This is a genomic window from Sphingomonas sp. LR60 (assembly GCF_036855935.1).
Taxonomy (GTDB): Bacteria; Pseudomonadota; Alphaproteobacteria; order Sphingomonadales; family Sphingomonadaceae; genus Sphingomonas.
Genome location: NZ_JASPFK010000001.1, coordinates 1,133,011 through 1,147,584, shown reverse-complemented (window position 1 = coordinate 1,147,584; position 14,574 = coordinate 1,133,011). Strand labels below are relative to the sequence as shown.

Annotated in this window: 14 protein-coding genes, 1 tRNA gene and 1 pseudogene; 5 read left to right on the top strand and 11 right to left on the bottom strand. The window is 65.4% G+C overall.

Annotated elements, in window-relative coordinates; genetic code table 11:
• Positions 1-140 precede the first annotated feature (140 nt).
• The 10 genes and pseudogenes from QP166_RS05250 to QP166_RS05200 all read right to left on the bottom strand — a co-directional run bounded on the left by QP166_RS05250 (position 141) and on the right by QP166_RS05200 (position 9,404).
• Positions 141-953, bottom strand: a complete 813-nt coding sequence (locus tag QP166_RS05250; RefSeq protein WP_028966401.1) for an inositol monophosphatase family protein — start codon at positions 951-953, stop codon at positions 141-143.
• A 200-nt stretch (positions 954-1,153) separates the two neighbouring features.
• Positions 1,154-1,717, bottom strand: a complete 564-nt coding sequence (efp, locus tag QP166_RS05245) for an elongation factor P (RefSeq protein WP_333914956.1) — start codon at positions 1,715-1,717, stop codon at positions 1,154-1,156.
• Positions 1,718-1,783: 66 nt separating this feature from the next.
• Positions 1,784-3,373, bottom strand: coding sequence for a peptidoglycan DD-metalloendopeptidase family protein (locus QP166_RS18945; RefSeq protein WP_443027189.1), 1,590 nt, complete (start codon positions 3,371-3,373; stop codon positions 1,784-1,786).
• Between the two features lie 55 nt (positions 3,374-3,428).
• Positions 3,429-4,109: a thiamine phosphate synthase gene (thiE, locus tag QP166_RS05230; RefSeq protein WP_333914955.1), complete on the bottom strand. Its 681-nt coding sequence runs from the start codon at positions 4,107-4,109 to the stop codon at positions 3,429-3,431.
• A gap of 202 nt (positions 4,110-4,311) precedes the next feature.
• Entirely contained in the window at positions 4,312-5,220 is a 909-nt protein-coding gene (locus QP166_RS05225; RefSeq protein ID WP_333914954.1) for a class I fructose-bisphosphate aldolase, read from the bottom strand.
• 22 nt (positions 5,221-5,242) lie between these two features.
• On the bottom strand, positions 5,243-5,593 hold the full coding sequence (locus QP166_RS05220) for a type II toxin-antitoxin system PemK/MazF family toxin (protein WP_333914953.1): 351 nt from the start codon (positions 5,591-5,593) through the stop codon (positions 5,243-5,245).
• Positions 5,584-5,820: a ribbon-helix-helix protein, CopG family gene (locus tag QP166_RS05215; protein WP_028966408.1), complete on the bottom strand. Its 237-nt coding sequence runs from the start codon at positions 5,818-5,820 to the stop codon at positions 5,584-5,586. Before QP166_RS05215 ends, QP166_RS05220 begins: the two co-directional genes overlap by 10 nt.
• A 564-nt stretch (positions 5,821-6,384) precedes the next feature.
• Positions 6,385-8,288: pseudogene (dxs, locus tag QP166_RS05210) on the bottom strand (1-deoxy-D-xylulose-5-phosphate synthase); the annotation flags it as partial.
• 23 nt (positions 8,289-8,311) lie between these two features.
• Positions 8,312-8,806: a Fur family transcriptional regulator gene (locus QP166_RS05205; protein WP_333914952.1), complete on the bottom strand. Its 495-nt coding sequence runs from the start codon at positions 8,804-8,806 to the stop codon at positions 8,312-8,314.
• Positions 8,807-9,023: 217 nt separating this feature from the next.
• Positions 9,024-9,404 (bottom strand): MerC domain-containing protein, encoded by a 381-nt coding sequence (locus QP166_RS05200; RefSeq protein WP_333914951.1) that lies wholly within the window; start codon positions 9,402-9,404, stop codon positions 9,024-9,026.
• A gap of 96 nt (positions 9,405-9,500) precedes the next feature.
• Between QP166_RS05200 and recJ the strand changes: the two genes are divergently transcribed.
• The 3 genes from recJ (at position 9,501) to QP166_RS05185 (ending at position 12,037) form a co-directional block, all read left to right on the top strand.
• Positions 9,501-11,246 (top strand): single-stranded-DNA-specific exonuclease RecJ, encoded by a 1,746-nt coding sequence (gene recJ / locus QP166_RS05195; RefSeq protein WP_333914950.1) that lies wholly within the window; start codon positions 9,501-9,503, stop codon positions 11,244-11,246.
• 59 nt (positions 11,247-11,305) lie between these two features.
• A tRNA-Glu gene (locus tag QP166_RS05190) sits at positions 11,306-11,380 on the top strand.
• Positions 11,381-11,458: 78 nt separating this feature from the next.
• On the top strand, positions 11,459-12,037 hold the full coding sequence (locus tag QP166_RS05185) for a hypothetical protein (RefSeq protein ID WP_333914949.1): 579 nt from the start codon (positions 11,459-11,461) through the stop codon (positions 12,035-12,037).
• A gap of 29 nt (positions 12,038-12,066) precedes the next feature.
• On the opposite strand, the gene QP166_RS05180 is transcribed toward QP166_RS05185, so the two are convergent.
• Positions 12,067-12,942 (bottom strand): hypothetical protein, encoded by an 876-nt coding sequence (locus tag QP166_RS05180; RefSeq protein ID WP_333914948.1) that lies wholly within the window; start codon positions 12,940-12,942, stop codon positions 12,067-12,069.
• A gap of 366 nt (positions 12,943-13,308) precedes the next feature.
• On the opposite strand from QP166_RS05180, the gene QP166_RS05175 reads away from it, so the two are divergent.
• Both QP166_RS05175 and QP166_RS05170 read left to right on the top strand, forming a co-directional pair.
• Positions 13,309-13,722, top strand: a complete 414-nt coding sequence (locus QP166_RS05175) for a hypothetical protein (protein ID WP_333914947.1) — start codon at positions 13,309-13,311, stop codon at positions 13,720-13,722.
• Positions 13,723-13,766: 44 nt separating this feature from the next.
• Positions 13,767-14,510, top strand: a complete 744-nt coding sequence (locus QP166_RS05170) for an HNH endonuclease (RefSeq protein WP_333914946.1) — start codon at positions 13,767-13,769, stop codon at positions 14,508-14,510.
• Positions 14,511-14,574 lie beyond the last annotated feature (64 nt).

Sequence of the window (14,574 nt, the reverse complement as noted above, 5' to 3'; positions counted from 1 at the left end):
GGCGACGGCTTGTGGGAAGGGCGTCTCATCTCAATCGCAGGCACGCTCGTCATCGCGAGCGTAGCGAAGCAATCCAGGGCGTCCTGGTCCGGCTCTGGATTGCTTCCCCGGCCTTCGCCGGGGTCGCAATGACGGATCGGTCAGCGCAGCGCCTGCGCGACCATCTTGTGCAGCTTGTTGTGGAGCGCGTCGTTGGCGGCGAGGAATTCGTTGCGTTCGATCGCGCGGTCGCCGCCGCGGAAGTCGGTGACGTAGCCGCCGGCTTCCTTGACCAGCAGCATCCCCGCCGCGACGTCCCACAGCTTCAGGTCGCTTTCCCAATAGCCATCGAACCGTCCGGCCGCGACCCAGGCGAGGTCGAGCGCTGCGGCGCCGAGCCGGCGGATGCCCGCGACCTGCGGCGCGACCGCGCCGAAGATGCGCGTCCATTGCACGAAATCACCGTGCCCCATGAAGGGGATGCCGGTCGCGATCAGCGCTTCCGAAGTCTCGCGGCGCGACGACACGCGCAGCCGCTGGTCCTGCAACCACGCGCCGCGGCCCTTCTCGGCCCAGAAGCTCTCGTCGGTCAGCGGTTGATAGACGAGCGCGGTCGTGATCTCGCGCTTGCCGTTCGGCATCGGCTCCTCGACCGCGATCGAGATGCAGAAATGCGGGATGCCGTGGAGGAAGTTCGACGTGCCGTCGAGCGGGTCGATGATGAAGCGCGGCTTGTTCGGATCGCCCTCGATCGTGCCGCCTTCTTCCATGACGAAGCCCCAGTCGGGGCGTGCCTTCGACAGTTCGTCGTAGAGCGTCCGCTCGCAGCGCTGGTCGGCCTGGCTGACGAAATCGGCCGGGCCCTTACGGCTGACCTGCAGGTGCTGGACCTCGTTGAAGTCGCGACGCAGCCGCGGGGCGGCCTTGCGTGCCGCGCGTTCGATGACGGTGAACAGTCCGGAATGAGATGGCATTTTTCTAACTCCCCCTCCCTTTTTGAGGGAGGGATAATCGGGTCGAAATGCCCCCGGCATTTCTAATCCATGCGGGGCATGGATTACCCGATGATGGATGGGTAGTGTCCGGGTGGTACGGTCTCCGCCTTGGGTGCGGCTGCCGTATCGCGAGCACGCCACCCACCCCCGGCCCCTCCCTTGAAAGGGAGGGGGTAAGATCAGTCGGCGCGCCGGACGTAGGTCTGCTCGTAGACGTCGACCACGATCCGCACGCCGCTGGAGATGTGCGGTGGCACCATCACGCGCACGCCATTGTCGAGGATCGCGGGCTTGTAGCTGGACGAGGCGGTCTGCCCCTTCACCACCGCATCGGCCTCGACGATCGTCGCTTCGATCGTGTCGGGGAGCTGGACGCTGATCGGCTCTTCGTCGTGAAGCTCCATAACGACATCCATGCCGTCCTGCAGAAAGGCGGCGGCGTCGCCGAGCAGGTCGCGCGGCAGCGTCACCTGATCATAGGTTTCCTTGTCCATGAACACGAGGTCCTCGCCTTCGGCGAACAGGAACTGGAAGTCCTTGGTGTCGAGGCGGACGCGCTCGACCGTCTCGGCCGAGCGGAAGCGGACATTGTTCTTGCGGCCATCGCGCAGGTTCTTCAGCTCGACCTGCATGTACGCGCCGCCCTTGCCGGGCTGCGTGTGCTGGATCTTGACCGCGCGCCAGATACCGCCTTCGTACTCGATGATGTTGCCGGGACGGATGTCCACGCCGCTGATCTTCATGGGGTTTCGCCTGCTGTAAAAGAGCCGCGGCGCCGGCGGTGGTCCGCGGGCGCCGATCGCGGCGACTTAGCGGTTGGCGCGCGGTTCGGCAAGAAGCGGAAAGGGATCGACCGCCTGCCCTTCCGACCAACCCTGCGTCGGGGTGGTGCGCAGCACGGAGAAATGCAGGTGCGGCGCAGCGGCATCGGCGTTGCCGGTCGCGCCGACCGAAGCGATCGGCTCGCCGCGCCGGATCACCTGTCCCTCGGTCAGCCCGTCGCGATAGCTGTCGAGATGCGCGTAATAATACATGGTCGCGCCGTCGGTGGAGCGGATGTAGATCGTGCGGCCGCCCGCCGCGCTGTCGAACAATTTGTCGACGCGCCCGTCGGCGGCGGCGAGCACCGGCGTGCCGCGCGGCGCCATGATGTCGATCGCCTCGTGATGCCGCGCGCCGCCGTCGCGCGGCTGGCCGAAGGTGTCGACTAGGGCGTCGCGCGTCACGCCTGCAACCGGCACGAGCAAGCGTCCATTCGTCGCTTCGGGCGGCGGCGATCCCGCGGATTGCGGCGGCGGCGCGGCGACTGGCGCGCGCGAACCGATCGAGAGCATCGACACGAAGCCGGCCCCGAGCAGCAGGATGATCGCGAGGATCGACCAGCCGAGCTTGGTCATGTCAGGCTTGGAACAGCACCGGGGTTCCCCCTTCACCATCAATGCGACGCGCGCCGCATCCCAATTCGTCAGGCGGACGCAACCGTTCGACTGTGCGCGGCCGATCTGCTCCGGCTCGCTGGTGCCGTGGATGCCGTAATGCTCCTTGCTCAGGTCGATCCACACCACGCCGACCGGATTGTTCGGGCCGGGCGGAATGATCTGCGCCTGCGTGTCGTCGGGCACGCCCTTGAGGATCTTCGGATTCATCTTCCAGTCGGGGTTGGGCGAGACGTGCAGCACCTTCCAGTTGCCGAGCGGCAGCGGATCACGCGACGAACCGATCGTCGCGGTATATTGGGCGACCAGATGCCCGTTGCCGTCGAGGACGCGCAGGATGCCGTCGGACTTGTCGACGACGATCTTCGCGGCCTGCGGCACCGCGGCCTCGACGTTGAGCGAGGCGAGCGTCGCGCGCCAGGCCGGCGTCGCATCGGCGGGATAGGCGCGCGAGGTCGGGAAGGTGTTGGGCACGGTGATCCTGGTGCCGACGCCGATCGTGGTCACGCCCGGGTTCAGCTCGGCCAGCACCTTGGGCGTGGTGTGGAAGCGCTCGGCAAGCTTTTCGAGCGGGCGGCTGTAGGCCATCGAGGGCAACTTGGCCTTTTCGGCATAATCGTCCGGCATGTTCGCGACATACGGCCCGCGCATCGCGGCGGCGTCGAGCGTCACCTGCATTGTCGGCCGGACATTGCCGAAGTGGTGCAGCGCATCGAGTGTCGCCGCGTCCGGCGTGCCGGTCACGCGCAGGCCGCGGCTTTCCTGAAAGCCTTTCAGCGCGTTGGTCAACGACTGCCCGCCGCGCCCGTCGATCACGCCGGGGCCGAAGCCGAGCTTGTCGAGCACAACCTGGGTCCGCATCACCGCCGGATCGAGCGGCGGGGTCGCGCTCCGCTGCGCCGGGGCGGCGGCGGTGAGCGTCACGGCGATCAAGCTGGCGGCGACGGGGGCGATACGCTTCACGGGCACCTCTCGTATTTCGATGCCGTAACAACGCGCTTTGCCGCGTCGGGGTCCGTCAGCCCTTCAGCACCGCATCGAAGGCGCGGATCGCGGCGGCCTCGTCGCCGCCCCATACCGCATGGCTGGCAGCGATGAAGTCGGCACCGGCGGCGATCAGCGGCGCGGCATTGTCGGGCGTGATCCCGCCGATCGCGACCGAGGGCAGCTCGAACAAGGCATGCCACCACGACAGGATCACCGGCTCGGGATGATGCTCCACCGCCTTGGTGGTGGTAGGATAGAAGCTGCCAAACGCGACATAGTCGGCGTTTGCCTCGCCCGCTTCCATCGCGAGATGGCGGCTGTCGTGGCAGGTGACGCCGATCTGCACCGCCGGGCCGAGCGCGTCGCGTGCCTCGCGCGAGTCGCCGTCCTCCTGCCCGAGATGCACGCCGTCCGCACCGAGGCGCTTGGCGAGGCTGATCGAGTCGTTGACGATGAAGGCGACGTCACGGTCGGCGCAGATACGCTGGAGCGGCTCGGCGAGCCGCGCGGCGCTGTGCTGGTCGACGTCCTTTACGCGGAACTGGAAGGCGGCGACCGGGCCGGCGTCGAGCGCGCTCTTGAGACGGTCGGGGAAGCCGCCGGTCACGTCGAGCGGCGAGATCAGGTAGAGCTGGCAGCGCGGACGGCGATCGTCGCGCTTGAAGTTGGCGCCGAAATCGGGGTCGAGCGGGCCGAGCGGGTCTTCAGTCATGCGCGGCGCGTAGCGGGTTTGGGGGAGTGGTGGAAGGCATAAGCCCTCTCCCCGATGGGGAGAGGGTTGGGTGAGGGGTTGCCGCGAGTGGGGCGGTGTGGGGGAAAGGGGCGACCTCCGCTTGGTGCGCGCGGCGAGCGCACCGTGCCTCACTGCCCCTCACCCCGGCCCTCTCCCCGGAGGGGAGAGGGAGTTGTCGGCCTTACTCCTGGCCCTTGTAGATCGACACCAGCTTGTCGAGCATCGCCAGCGCCTCGCCGCGCTCGCGCTGGAAAGTGTTGCGGCCGATGATCGAGCCGTTGCCGCCGCCCGCGAGAATGTCGCGCGCGTCTTGATAGACCGCATCGGTGCCCTTGGCCGCGCCGCCCGAGAAGACGACGATCCGGCGACCCGCGAAGCTCGACTGGACGACGTGGCGGACGCGATCGGCCTGGTTCGACCAGTCGGTGCCCTCGTAGCTCTCTTGCGCCTCGGGCTGTTCGATGTGCGCGCTGGGCAGCTTGACCTTGATGATGTGCGCACCGAGCAGCGCCGCCATGTGCGCGGCATAGGCGCCGACGTCGAGCGCCAGTTCGCCGTCCTTGCTGAGCTTGCCGCCGCGCGGATAGCTCCAGATGACGGTCGCAAGACCCGCCGCGGCGGCTTCCTCGCGCAGCGCGCGGATCTGCTCCATTGACGCGAAGATGTCGTCCGCGCCCGGATAGATGGTGAAGCCGATCGCCGCGCAACCCAGCCGCAGCGCGTCCTCGACGCTGCCGGTCTGCGCCTGGGCGATCTGCGTCGCCCAGCTGTTCGAACTGTTGACCTTCAGGATCGTCGGGATCTGCCCCGCGAACGTATCCGCCCCGGCCTCCAGCGCCCCGAGCGGCGCGGCATAGGCCGACAGCCCGGCGTCGATCGCGAGCTGGTAATGGTAGTGCGGGTCATAGGCCGGCGGGTTGACCGCAAAGCTGCGCGCCGGGCCATGTTCGAACCCCTGATCGACCGGCAGGATGATGAGCTTGCCGGTGCCGCCCAGCTTCCCGTGCATCAGGATGCGCGCCAGATTGGCCTTCACCGCGGGGCTGGTGGCTTCGTATTTGTCCAGAATCGACTTCACGATCGGCGTCATGGTTTCTTCCTGTCCTGTTGAATTACAAAGCGAGCCAGCGGCGCAGCGCCTGATCGACCTGCTCCATGCGGGTGGCGGAGGCATGGCCGATCACCTTGACGATGCGGTGACGGCGGATGCTGGTGATGCGGTCGACCTGCACCTCGCATTCGACGGTGAGGCCGGTATGTTCCTGCGGCGAGATCGTGACGCGGAACAGCACCTCGCCGCCGACGACGGTCGTCAACGGACAGAGCGTGACGGTGGCATGGCTGTCGTTGAACAGATCGGCCTGCACGACGACGCATGCTCGAGGCCCACCGCTGGCGCCTTCGGGCGCATCGACGAGCACGATCGCGCCGTGGCGGATCTCGGGCGCGTCACTCACCGCCATGCCGCATCCTCACGCTCGGCCTGTTCCCAGAAGGCGTAATCCTCGTGGGTGTCGCGACGCGAGGCGCGTTGCGATTGACGGCGCGCCTCGCGACGGAACGCCTCGTCATGCAGTTCGACATAACGCCGCACCGCCTCACGCGCGATATCGCTCTTGCTGCGGCCCTGCGTCCGCGCGACATTGGCGAGCCGTTCTTCGAGTTCCGTATCGAGCCTGACCCCGAGCACCTGCCCCTCCGTTTAACATGTTGAACGTAGGGCTTGTCTGATGATTGCGCAAGCGGGTTTATGGTCGGGTTGTTCGTGGTTGGGGGCTTTGGCCTGCGTTCGGGAAGGGGCGTGTTGCCGGGCACGTGCTTCGACAGGCTCAGCACGAACGGAGTGATGGGTTTGTTGCTACCTGCCTAGTGACGCGAGGTAGCGGACCACTGCCGCCACATCAGGCAGGTCGGGCAACGACAGGCCGGGTGGCGGAAGCTCAGCCCGCGCCGCGGCGTCGGTGACGAGGTCGTCGACCTCGCCGCGGTCCATTTTCAGGAAGCGCTTGAGCGTGTCCTCGGGGCGCGGCACCACGCCCTCCCCGTACCACGGCGCGAGCGCCGCGCGCACCGCCGGGGCGAGGCGCGGGTCGAGGTCGGCGAAGACCGCGTCGAAATCCTCGGCGGTCCAGGCGGCGCGCGCCGCGACCGCGCCGCGGACGCGGCGGACCATCGTCCAGTTCACCCACAACATGCCGATGACGTAGAACGCCGTCAGCGCGGCGACCTTCTGCCAGCCGGTCACGCGCGCGATGACGCCTGCTTCGTTGTAGCGCAGCGCCTTCAACACCGTGTCGACGATCGCATCGGCGTCGAGCCGCGCCTGCGCATATTGCAGCTCGGGCTTGTCCTGATCCTGGAACAGGTCGGGCAAACGCATCGTGCGGATGCGCAGCCCCGCGTCGGTCAGCCCCTCGTCCGAGGCCATCGTCAGCACATGCGCGCCGAGCCCGCCAATCGCATTCTCCTCAATCGTGATCGCCACCTCGTGCGAGGTGAGCAGCCGGCGGATCAGCGCCTCGTCGAGCGGCTTGGCGAAGCGCAGATCGGCGACCGTCGTGCTCAGCCCCTTGGCATCGAGCGTGTCGGCGGCCTTGAGCGCCTCGATGAGCCGCGTGCCGAGCGACAGGATCGCGACCTTCTTGCCCTCGCGCACGATCCGGCCCTTGCCGATCTGGAGCGCCTTGGGCGTTTCGGGCAGCGCGACCCCGGTGCCGTTGCCGCGCGGATAGCGAACCGCGATCGGCCCCGAATCATGCTCGACGCAGGTCTGGACCATGTGGACCAGCTCGGCCTCGTCTGCGGCGGCCATCACGACGAAATTGGGGAGCGTCGCCAGATAGGTGACGTCGAAGCTGCCCGCATGGGTCGCGCCATCCGCGCCGACCAGCCCGGCGCGATCGATCGCGAAGCGCACCGGCAGGTTCTGGATCGCGACGTCATGCACGACCTGATCGTAGGCGCGTTGCAGGAAGGTCGAATAGATCGCGCAGAACGGGCGCATCCCCTGCGCCGCCAGCCCGGCGGCGAAGGTGACTGCATGTTGCTCGGCGATGCCGACATCGAAGAAGCGTTCCGGATGCGTCGCCGCGAACCGGTCGAGCCCGGTGCCCGACGGCATCGCCGCAGTGATCGCGCAGATACGGTCGTCCTTGTCCGCAGCGGCGCTCAGCGCCTCGCCGAAGACGTTCTGATAGGCCGGCGGTCCCGGCGGCGCCTTGGCCTGCGTACCGGTGATGACGTCGAACTTCTGAACGCCGTGATATTTGTCGGCAGCGTTCTCGGCCGGGGCGTAGCCCTTGCCCTTCTTGGTCACGACGTGGACGAGGATCGGCCCTTCCTCCGCATCGCGAACGTTCTCGAGCACGGGGATCAGATGGTCGAGATTGTGGCCGTCGATCGGGCCGACGTAATAGAAGCCCAGCTCCTCGAAGAGCGTGCCGCCCATCGTCATGCCGCGGGCATATTCGTCGGTCTTCCGCGCTGCGGCCTGGAACCGGCGCGGCAACCGCTTGGCAACGCGCTTCATGATCTCGCGCACGCCCAGGAACTCGCGGCTCGACACCATCCGCGACAGGTATGCCGACAGCCCGCCGACCGGCGGGGCGATCGACATATCGTTGTCGTTGAGGATCACGACCAAGCGGTTGCCCGCCGCCTCGGCGTTGTTCATCGCCTCATAGGCCATGCCTGCCGACATCGCGCCATCGCCGATCACCGCAATGCCCTTGCCCGGCTTGTCGGCGAGCTTGCTGGCGGTCGCGAAGCCGAGTGCCGCGGAGATCGAGGTCGAGCTGTGCGCCGCGCCGAACGGGTCGTATTCGCTTTCGCTGCGCTTGGTGAAGCCCGAGAGCCCCCGCCCTGCCGCAAGGTGCGAATCCGGTCACGTCGGCCGGTCAGGATCTTGTGCGGATAGCATTGGTGGCCGACATCCCAGATCAACCGGTCGGTCGGCGTGTCGAAGACGTAGTGGATCGCGACGGTCAGTTCGACGACGCCCAGCCCCGAGCCGAGATGGCCACCCGTGACGCCGACCGCCGAGATCGTTTCCTGACGCAATTCGTCGGCAAGCTGGCGAAGCTGTTCCGGCTTCAGTCGGCGGAGATCGGCGGGCGTATCGACGGTGTCGAGCAACGGCGTGTTCGGTACTTCAACCATCTAACCCGAATAGCCGAGCAGGATCAGTGTGTCGATTGCCCGCTTTGCGTGCGGGCTGCCGCGGCACAGTCGGCGCAGCGACCGCGGACCTCGATCACCGGCCGCTCCGCCTCGAACCCGGCGGCGCTGGCGGCGGCGCGCAAACCGCCGGTCAGCGAATCGTCGTCGAAGTGCGTCGTGCTCCCGCAGCCGTCGCAGACGAGGAAGATGCAATCGTGGCGGCAGCCGGGATGCGCGTTGGCGACATAGGCGTTCGCACTTTCCACGCGCAGCGCGAGATTGGCGGTCACGAACAGATCTAGAATGCGATAGATGCTGTTGGCGGCGATCCGCCGCCCCTCGCTGCGCGACAATGCCTCGGCGATGTCATAGGCGGAGGCAGGCTTGGCGAACCCCGACAGCGCCGCATAGACGTTGGCGCGCATCGCGGTCCATTGCTCGCCCGAGCGCTCCAGCGTCGCCTGTGCCGCGGCGAGCAGATCGTCGCCGTGCGGTTCGTGATGTGCATGTCGCGCCATACCGGGGATTTAAGCGTCGTGCGGGGCCGCGGCAAGTTTGTGCGCGGGTCGCGGTTCGTTAGACAAATTCCTCACGCCGTCATCCCGGACTTGATCCGGGATCCCGCTTCTTAGCTCTGTCGCCAAAGCGGGGCCCCGGATCAAGTCCGGGGCGACGAAGAGGAAACGTTCGGATTGGAGTGATATTCCGTCCGGGAAACGCTGAAGCTCGCCCGGTCTAGCGATGCGTGTGCCGATTGAGCGCGTGTCCCGCCGCAAGCACCGCGACGCCGACGATCGTCAGCGCCGATTCGACCAGATGCCCGCCGGCATGGGCGACGACCAGCGCGGCCATCATCAGCGACAAGCCGGTCGCGCCGAGGAGGATCGGCAGCACGCGCCGATGTGCGAGGATCCCGCGGCCGAACGCGACGCAGCCCAGCGCGATCGCCAGCACCAGCCCGGTTTCGTGGATCACCGGGCTGCCGAGGACCCCGCCCGCGGTCGACAGCACCGCAACCAGGATCGCGGTCGCCAGGCAGTGAACGACACAGGCCGCCGATAACCACATCGCGACCCGGTCGAGCCGGCCGATCTTGCTGACATCACGGGCGATCATGCCGGCAAGTTAGGCCGATCGGAGCGATGTTACAATATCTCATAGAACTTTTCTTGTCGCGTGACGCGCTGCAGCCATTCGGTTAAAGCGCGCGGGATGCGTCACGTACTCGATGTCGAGCGCTCGATCCTCGGCCAGCCCTGGCGCTGGCGTGCGCTGGCCGCCGACCAGCGCGACGGGTTCGTGCCCGACGATCTGCTCACCCAATTGCTGCTTGCCCGCGGTTGCCCGCGCGAGGCGCTCGACGCGCACAAATTGCCGTCGATCCGCAGCTTCATGCCCGACCCCTCGATCTTCCGCGACATGGATACCGCCGCCGCACGGCTCGCCGATGCGGTGGAGCGCGGGGAATCGATCGCGATCTTCGGCGACTATGACGTCGATGGCGCGACCTCGTCGGCGCTGCTGGTGCTGTTGCTGCGCGCGCTGGGGCGTGATGCACGCGTCTACATCCCCGACCGGCTGACCGAAGGCTATGGCCCCAACGCCGCCGCGCTGACACGCCTCGCCGACGAAGGGGCGACGTTGATCGTCACCGTCGATTGCGGCGCGCAGGCTTTCGAGGCGCTTGAGGCGGCGCGCTGCGACGTGATCGTCGCCGATCATCACCAATGTGCGACGCAGCTTCCGCGCGCGGTGGCGGTCGTGAACCCCAACCGCCGCGACGAAGGCGATGGCGCGCTGCACGGGCACCTCGCGGCGGTCGGGGTCTGCTTCCTGCTCGGCGCGGCGCTGCTGCGCACGTTGCGGACGCGCGGCTATTTCGCCGAACGCGCCGAGCCGAAGCTGCTCGACCTGCTCGATCTGGTCGCGCTCGGCACGGTCGCGGACGTCGCGCAACTGCGCGGGCTCAATCGCGCGTTCGTCGCGCAGGGGCTGAAGGTGATGGCGCAGCGTCGCAATGTCGGGCTCACCGCGCTGGCCGAGGCAACGCGGCTGACCCGCGCGCCGACCGCGAGCGACCTCGGCTTCGCGCTCGGGCCGCGGATCAATGCCGGGGGACGTGTCGGGCGTGCCGATCTCGGCGTGCGGCTGCTCACCACCAACGATCCGGTCGAGGCGCGCGCGATCGCCACCGAACTCGACCGGCTCAACGAGGAACGCCGCGCGATCGAGGCGATGGTGCAGGAAGGCGCGGAGGCGATGCTGCGCCACGATTGCGCCGTCTGCGTCGTCGCGGGTGCGGGCTGGCATCCGGGCGTGATCGGGATCGTCGCCGGGCGGCTCAAGGAAAAGCTCGGCCGCCCCGCGATCGTCATCGCGCTCGACGAGGACGGTATCGGCAAGGGCTCTGGTCGGTCGATCACCGGCGTCGATCTCGGCGCGGCGGTGCTGGCGGCACGCGAACAGGGCTTGCTGATCGCGGGTGGCGGCCATGCGATGGCGGCGGGGCTGACGATCGCCGCCGACCAGGTGAGCGCCTTCGCCGATTGGCTCGACGCGCGGCTGGCCGGCGCGGTGGCCGAGGCGATGGCGGCGCGTGCCTTGCTGTTCGATTCGGTGGTCGCGCCCGGCGGCGTGACGCCGTCGCTCGTCGACGCACTGGAGGCCGGTGGGCCTTATGGCACCGGCTGGCCCGCGCCGCGCGTCGCGGTCGGCCCGGTACGCGCGGTGAAGGTCGATGTGGTCGGCAACGGCCACGTCCGCGCGATCGTCGCCGGCGATGACGGCCGCAGCCTGAAAGCGATGGCGTTCCGCGCCGCTGATACGGCCTTGGGGCAGGCGTTGCTGGCGGCCGGTCCGACGCGACGCCTGTGGCTGGCGGGCCGCGCCAAGCGCGACGACTGGAGCGGGCGTGACGTGGCCGAGCTTCACCTCGACGACGCCGCCTGGGCAAATTGATCGCGCGAGGCGCTTGACCGCCCGACACAATCCGCCTAGGCGGCTCGGCACCGCAACGAGGCCCCTTCGTCTAGCGGTTAGGACGCGGCCCTTTCACGGCTGAAGCACGGGTTCGATTCCCGTAGGGGTCACCATGCTAAGTTTTTCAATGACTTAGATGGTCTGTTAGCGAGATTGTCTCACAGTTTTGTCTCGCATCACAATGGATGATAATGCCGCGAGGTATCCCCCTGTATGTTGCTGTCCATGAAGCCGGACATGCCGTTGCGATCATGGCGAACGCATGTCGGCGGAATATTGAGTCCCTGTCGATCATCGAGCAGCCGAACGGTCAGCTAGGATTCACCGCTTCGCAAGCGCGCTTTCAACCAGCGTTCGGTCACCATTATGCCAAGCCCAGCGTCGCAGTCGATCTTGTTGAGGCAGCGCGACTGGACACCATTGAATTGCTCGCTGGTCCGATCGCCGAACGTCGATTTAGGAGGCAGAGTGAGGCAGATAGGCTTTTCGCCGCTCACTACCTTGCGGAGGGGCTTGCCAGCGGTCGCTTAGCTCCTACTCCTGATGAGGATGCAGCCAAAATCATGCTGCGCCTTCGTTGGCTTGATGACGGCCCGTTGGTCGACGCGTTCATAACAGCTTGGCAACAAACGGAGAACGTTCTTCGGCCTAGATGGAAATCAGTCGTTGAACTAGGTCGTTGGCTGCACCAACAAGGCCGCATCGAGGAGAAAGAGCTATACTGTTGGTGGGATTTGAAGCTCCTGACCAGGCAACGTCGCGTGGCGTAACTACGCCCCCCTTTGCCTTTTTATGATACCTAGCTCACCGCCCAAACCGCAGCCAACCTCTTGGGGATTATGGCTAGATTGTTCAATGCGAACCTCCTCAAGTTCTCGCGGTCTATTATTTCCGCCTTGTGGTCGCCAATGATCCGTGGATTTTTACCCGCGAGAAAAACAAAGAACGAATCAAAATCTTCGGCAACGGCTTGTTCCAAGTAGCTAACATTTCCGCTCTTGACCTGAACACCCGCCCGTCGCCCGGATTTACTCTCAACCACAACAAATTCATAACTAGCCATTGAAGTTTTTGAGGTGCTTGGCAGCAAGCGCCAACCGTGATCTTGCAGGAACAGTGCGACTAAGTCCTCTAAATCTTCGGGGCTAGCAGCCTCAAACAGGTCGCCGAAAATTTCAACGTTAGGCTCTCCGAGGGCATAACGGGCCGCGTTGATGATTCGCTCTTTATCGGTGGTTAGTTGCGTTACTGCTCCGAACGGCCCTGCAAATCCTCGGCGAACGGCTCCCGGTATCGCATCAGCGGTTCCCGCTAAAGCCCATCGGCAAGGTCGCAGCAGGTGAAGGTCATACTCATCGAACATTCCGCCTTGACGGTAGACGAAGTCGCCGGTGACTTTTCCGCACCAATATTCTCCTTTACGCGGATCATAGGTCCAGCAAATATCCCCGCTCGCCATTTCTACCGCTATCGCCTTCGCCGCCTTTGCGAGACTTGCGTCCTGTGGGAAACGATGAGCGGCAAGCGCAAGGTAGGTTTGCACGTCCGTACACCCATCTTTGATCTGATCGGCGTAGTCGCTGCCGTTTAGGCCCCATCCCGACCCTACCCACCCTTCTGTCAGCGCAAACGCCTTCGCAGCCTCATGCTTCACACCTTCCTGCCCCGACTTCATGCGAAGCCGCCAAACACTCGTCATCGCCCCCTTCCCCTCTTGATTGCACAGCCTATTGGGTCGGCATACTTGAAGCTGGCTTATCTCCCTGGACAAGCAGACCCGCAACCCACCCCCGTCTCGCGACAAACCGATCTACCCGCAATTTCACCGTTTTTCCCGGACTGATTACACCGGAATTACACAAAGCCGGTCGAGGCGAGCTAAACGTCCTCAAACGTCGAGGGCGGGATCGGCGCTTGTACAGGGAGAGACAGGTTGGAGCTTATCGTTGAAACGGTTCAGGACGTGGAGCGTCACTTGTTGACCCTACGGAGCGCAGCGGATCGAACGCAAGCTTGGATAACGGCACACAGCGGTGACTCGATGGACCTGTTGCGCTCCCTCAAATTCGAGGCGGTCGGCTTCCACCCGATCGCAGATCGGGGCTTGAACGTCATTGAGCAGATCAATCAAACTTTCACCTACGCCGTAGCGCTGGCGGCTACGCGGGTGCTTCTCGACCTTCACCCCGATGCAGGAGGCTTTGTGCTTGCTCCGGGCGCTCATATGTCCCGGCCGCTCGACATAATGAGTATGGAAGAGGGCTTGGTGGGCGCTGAAACGTTCGCCGCAGTCCACCCGCGCAACAACCGTAAGCTGGCAAGCGACCTAGCTAAGCTGGTCGCGCGATCCGAGCGGTACCGATACGTGTTCTTCGCTTCTCCGGCATACCCCGGCATCGAGCGGCGGGCCGAGCTTGAGCAAGGTGGGGTGCAGGTCTGGTCGGTAGACGCGTAAGGTCGGAGCATTGCGGTGGCGGCGCAACGCGTTAGGCTTGTCCAATGATGAAGCCACTCCGCAACCCGGCATGGTCGCACGACGAACTCATTCTCGCGCTCGACCTGTACATGACGAACCCCGTCAGTCCGCCGGGAAAGGGCAGCACGACCGTTGCGGAGCTATCCGCCATCTTGAATAAGATGCATCGGCTAAACGGCGTCACAGCGGCTCCTACGCTGCGAAATGAGAACGGCGTCTACCTTAAGATGATGAACCTAAGGGCGCTGGACCCTGCCTTTACCGTGCTAGGCAAGGTCGGGATGCAATCCGGGGGCAAACTCGAAAAGGTCGTGTGGGCCGAATACGAGAATGACAGGACTGGTCTAGCCGCCGCCGCCACGGTCATACGCGATACCGTCAACGCTGCCGACGAAGCGACCGTAGCCAAGTTACCCCCTGCCGAACCGTACGAGGGGGAAGAGGGTGGCGTCATCATGCGGCTACATAAGCGATATGAGCGCGATCCCAAGCTTATCGCGGAAAAGCGGAAAGCGGCGGCGGCGATTGGTGCGCTGGCTTGTGAGGTATGCGGCTTCGACTACGAAGCAGTCTATGGCGACATTGGTGCGGGCTATATAGAAGTTCACCATGTAAAGCCTGTCCACACGCTCGTAACAGTGAGTAAGACTAAGCTGGTGGACTTGGCGCTGCTATGCGCTAGCTGTCATCGTATGGCACATCGCCAGAGGACGCCCTTGTCCCTCCCCGACCTGAACGCCGCACTTACGAGAACTAAAAACAGCTGATAGCGGACAGACTTACAGTCGAACCGGGAAATTATCACGATCCATCAGGATCGACTTAATTCTA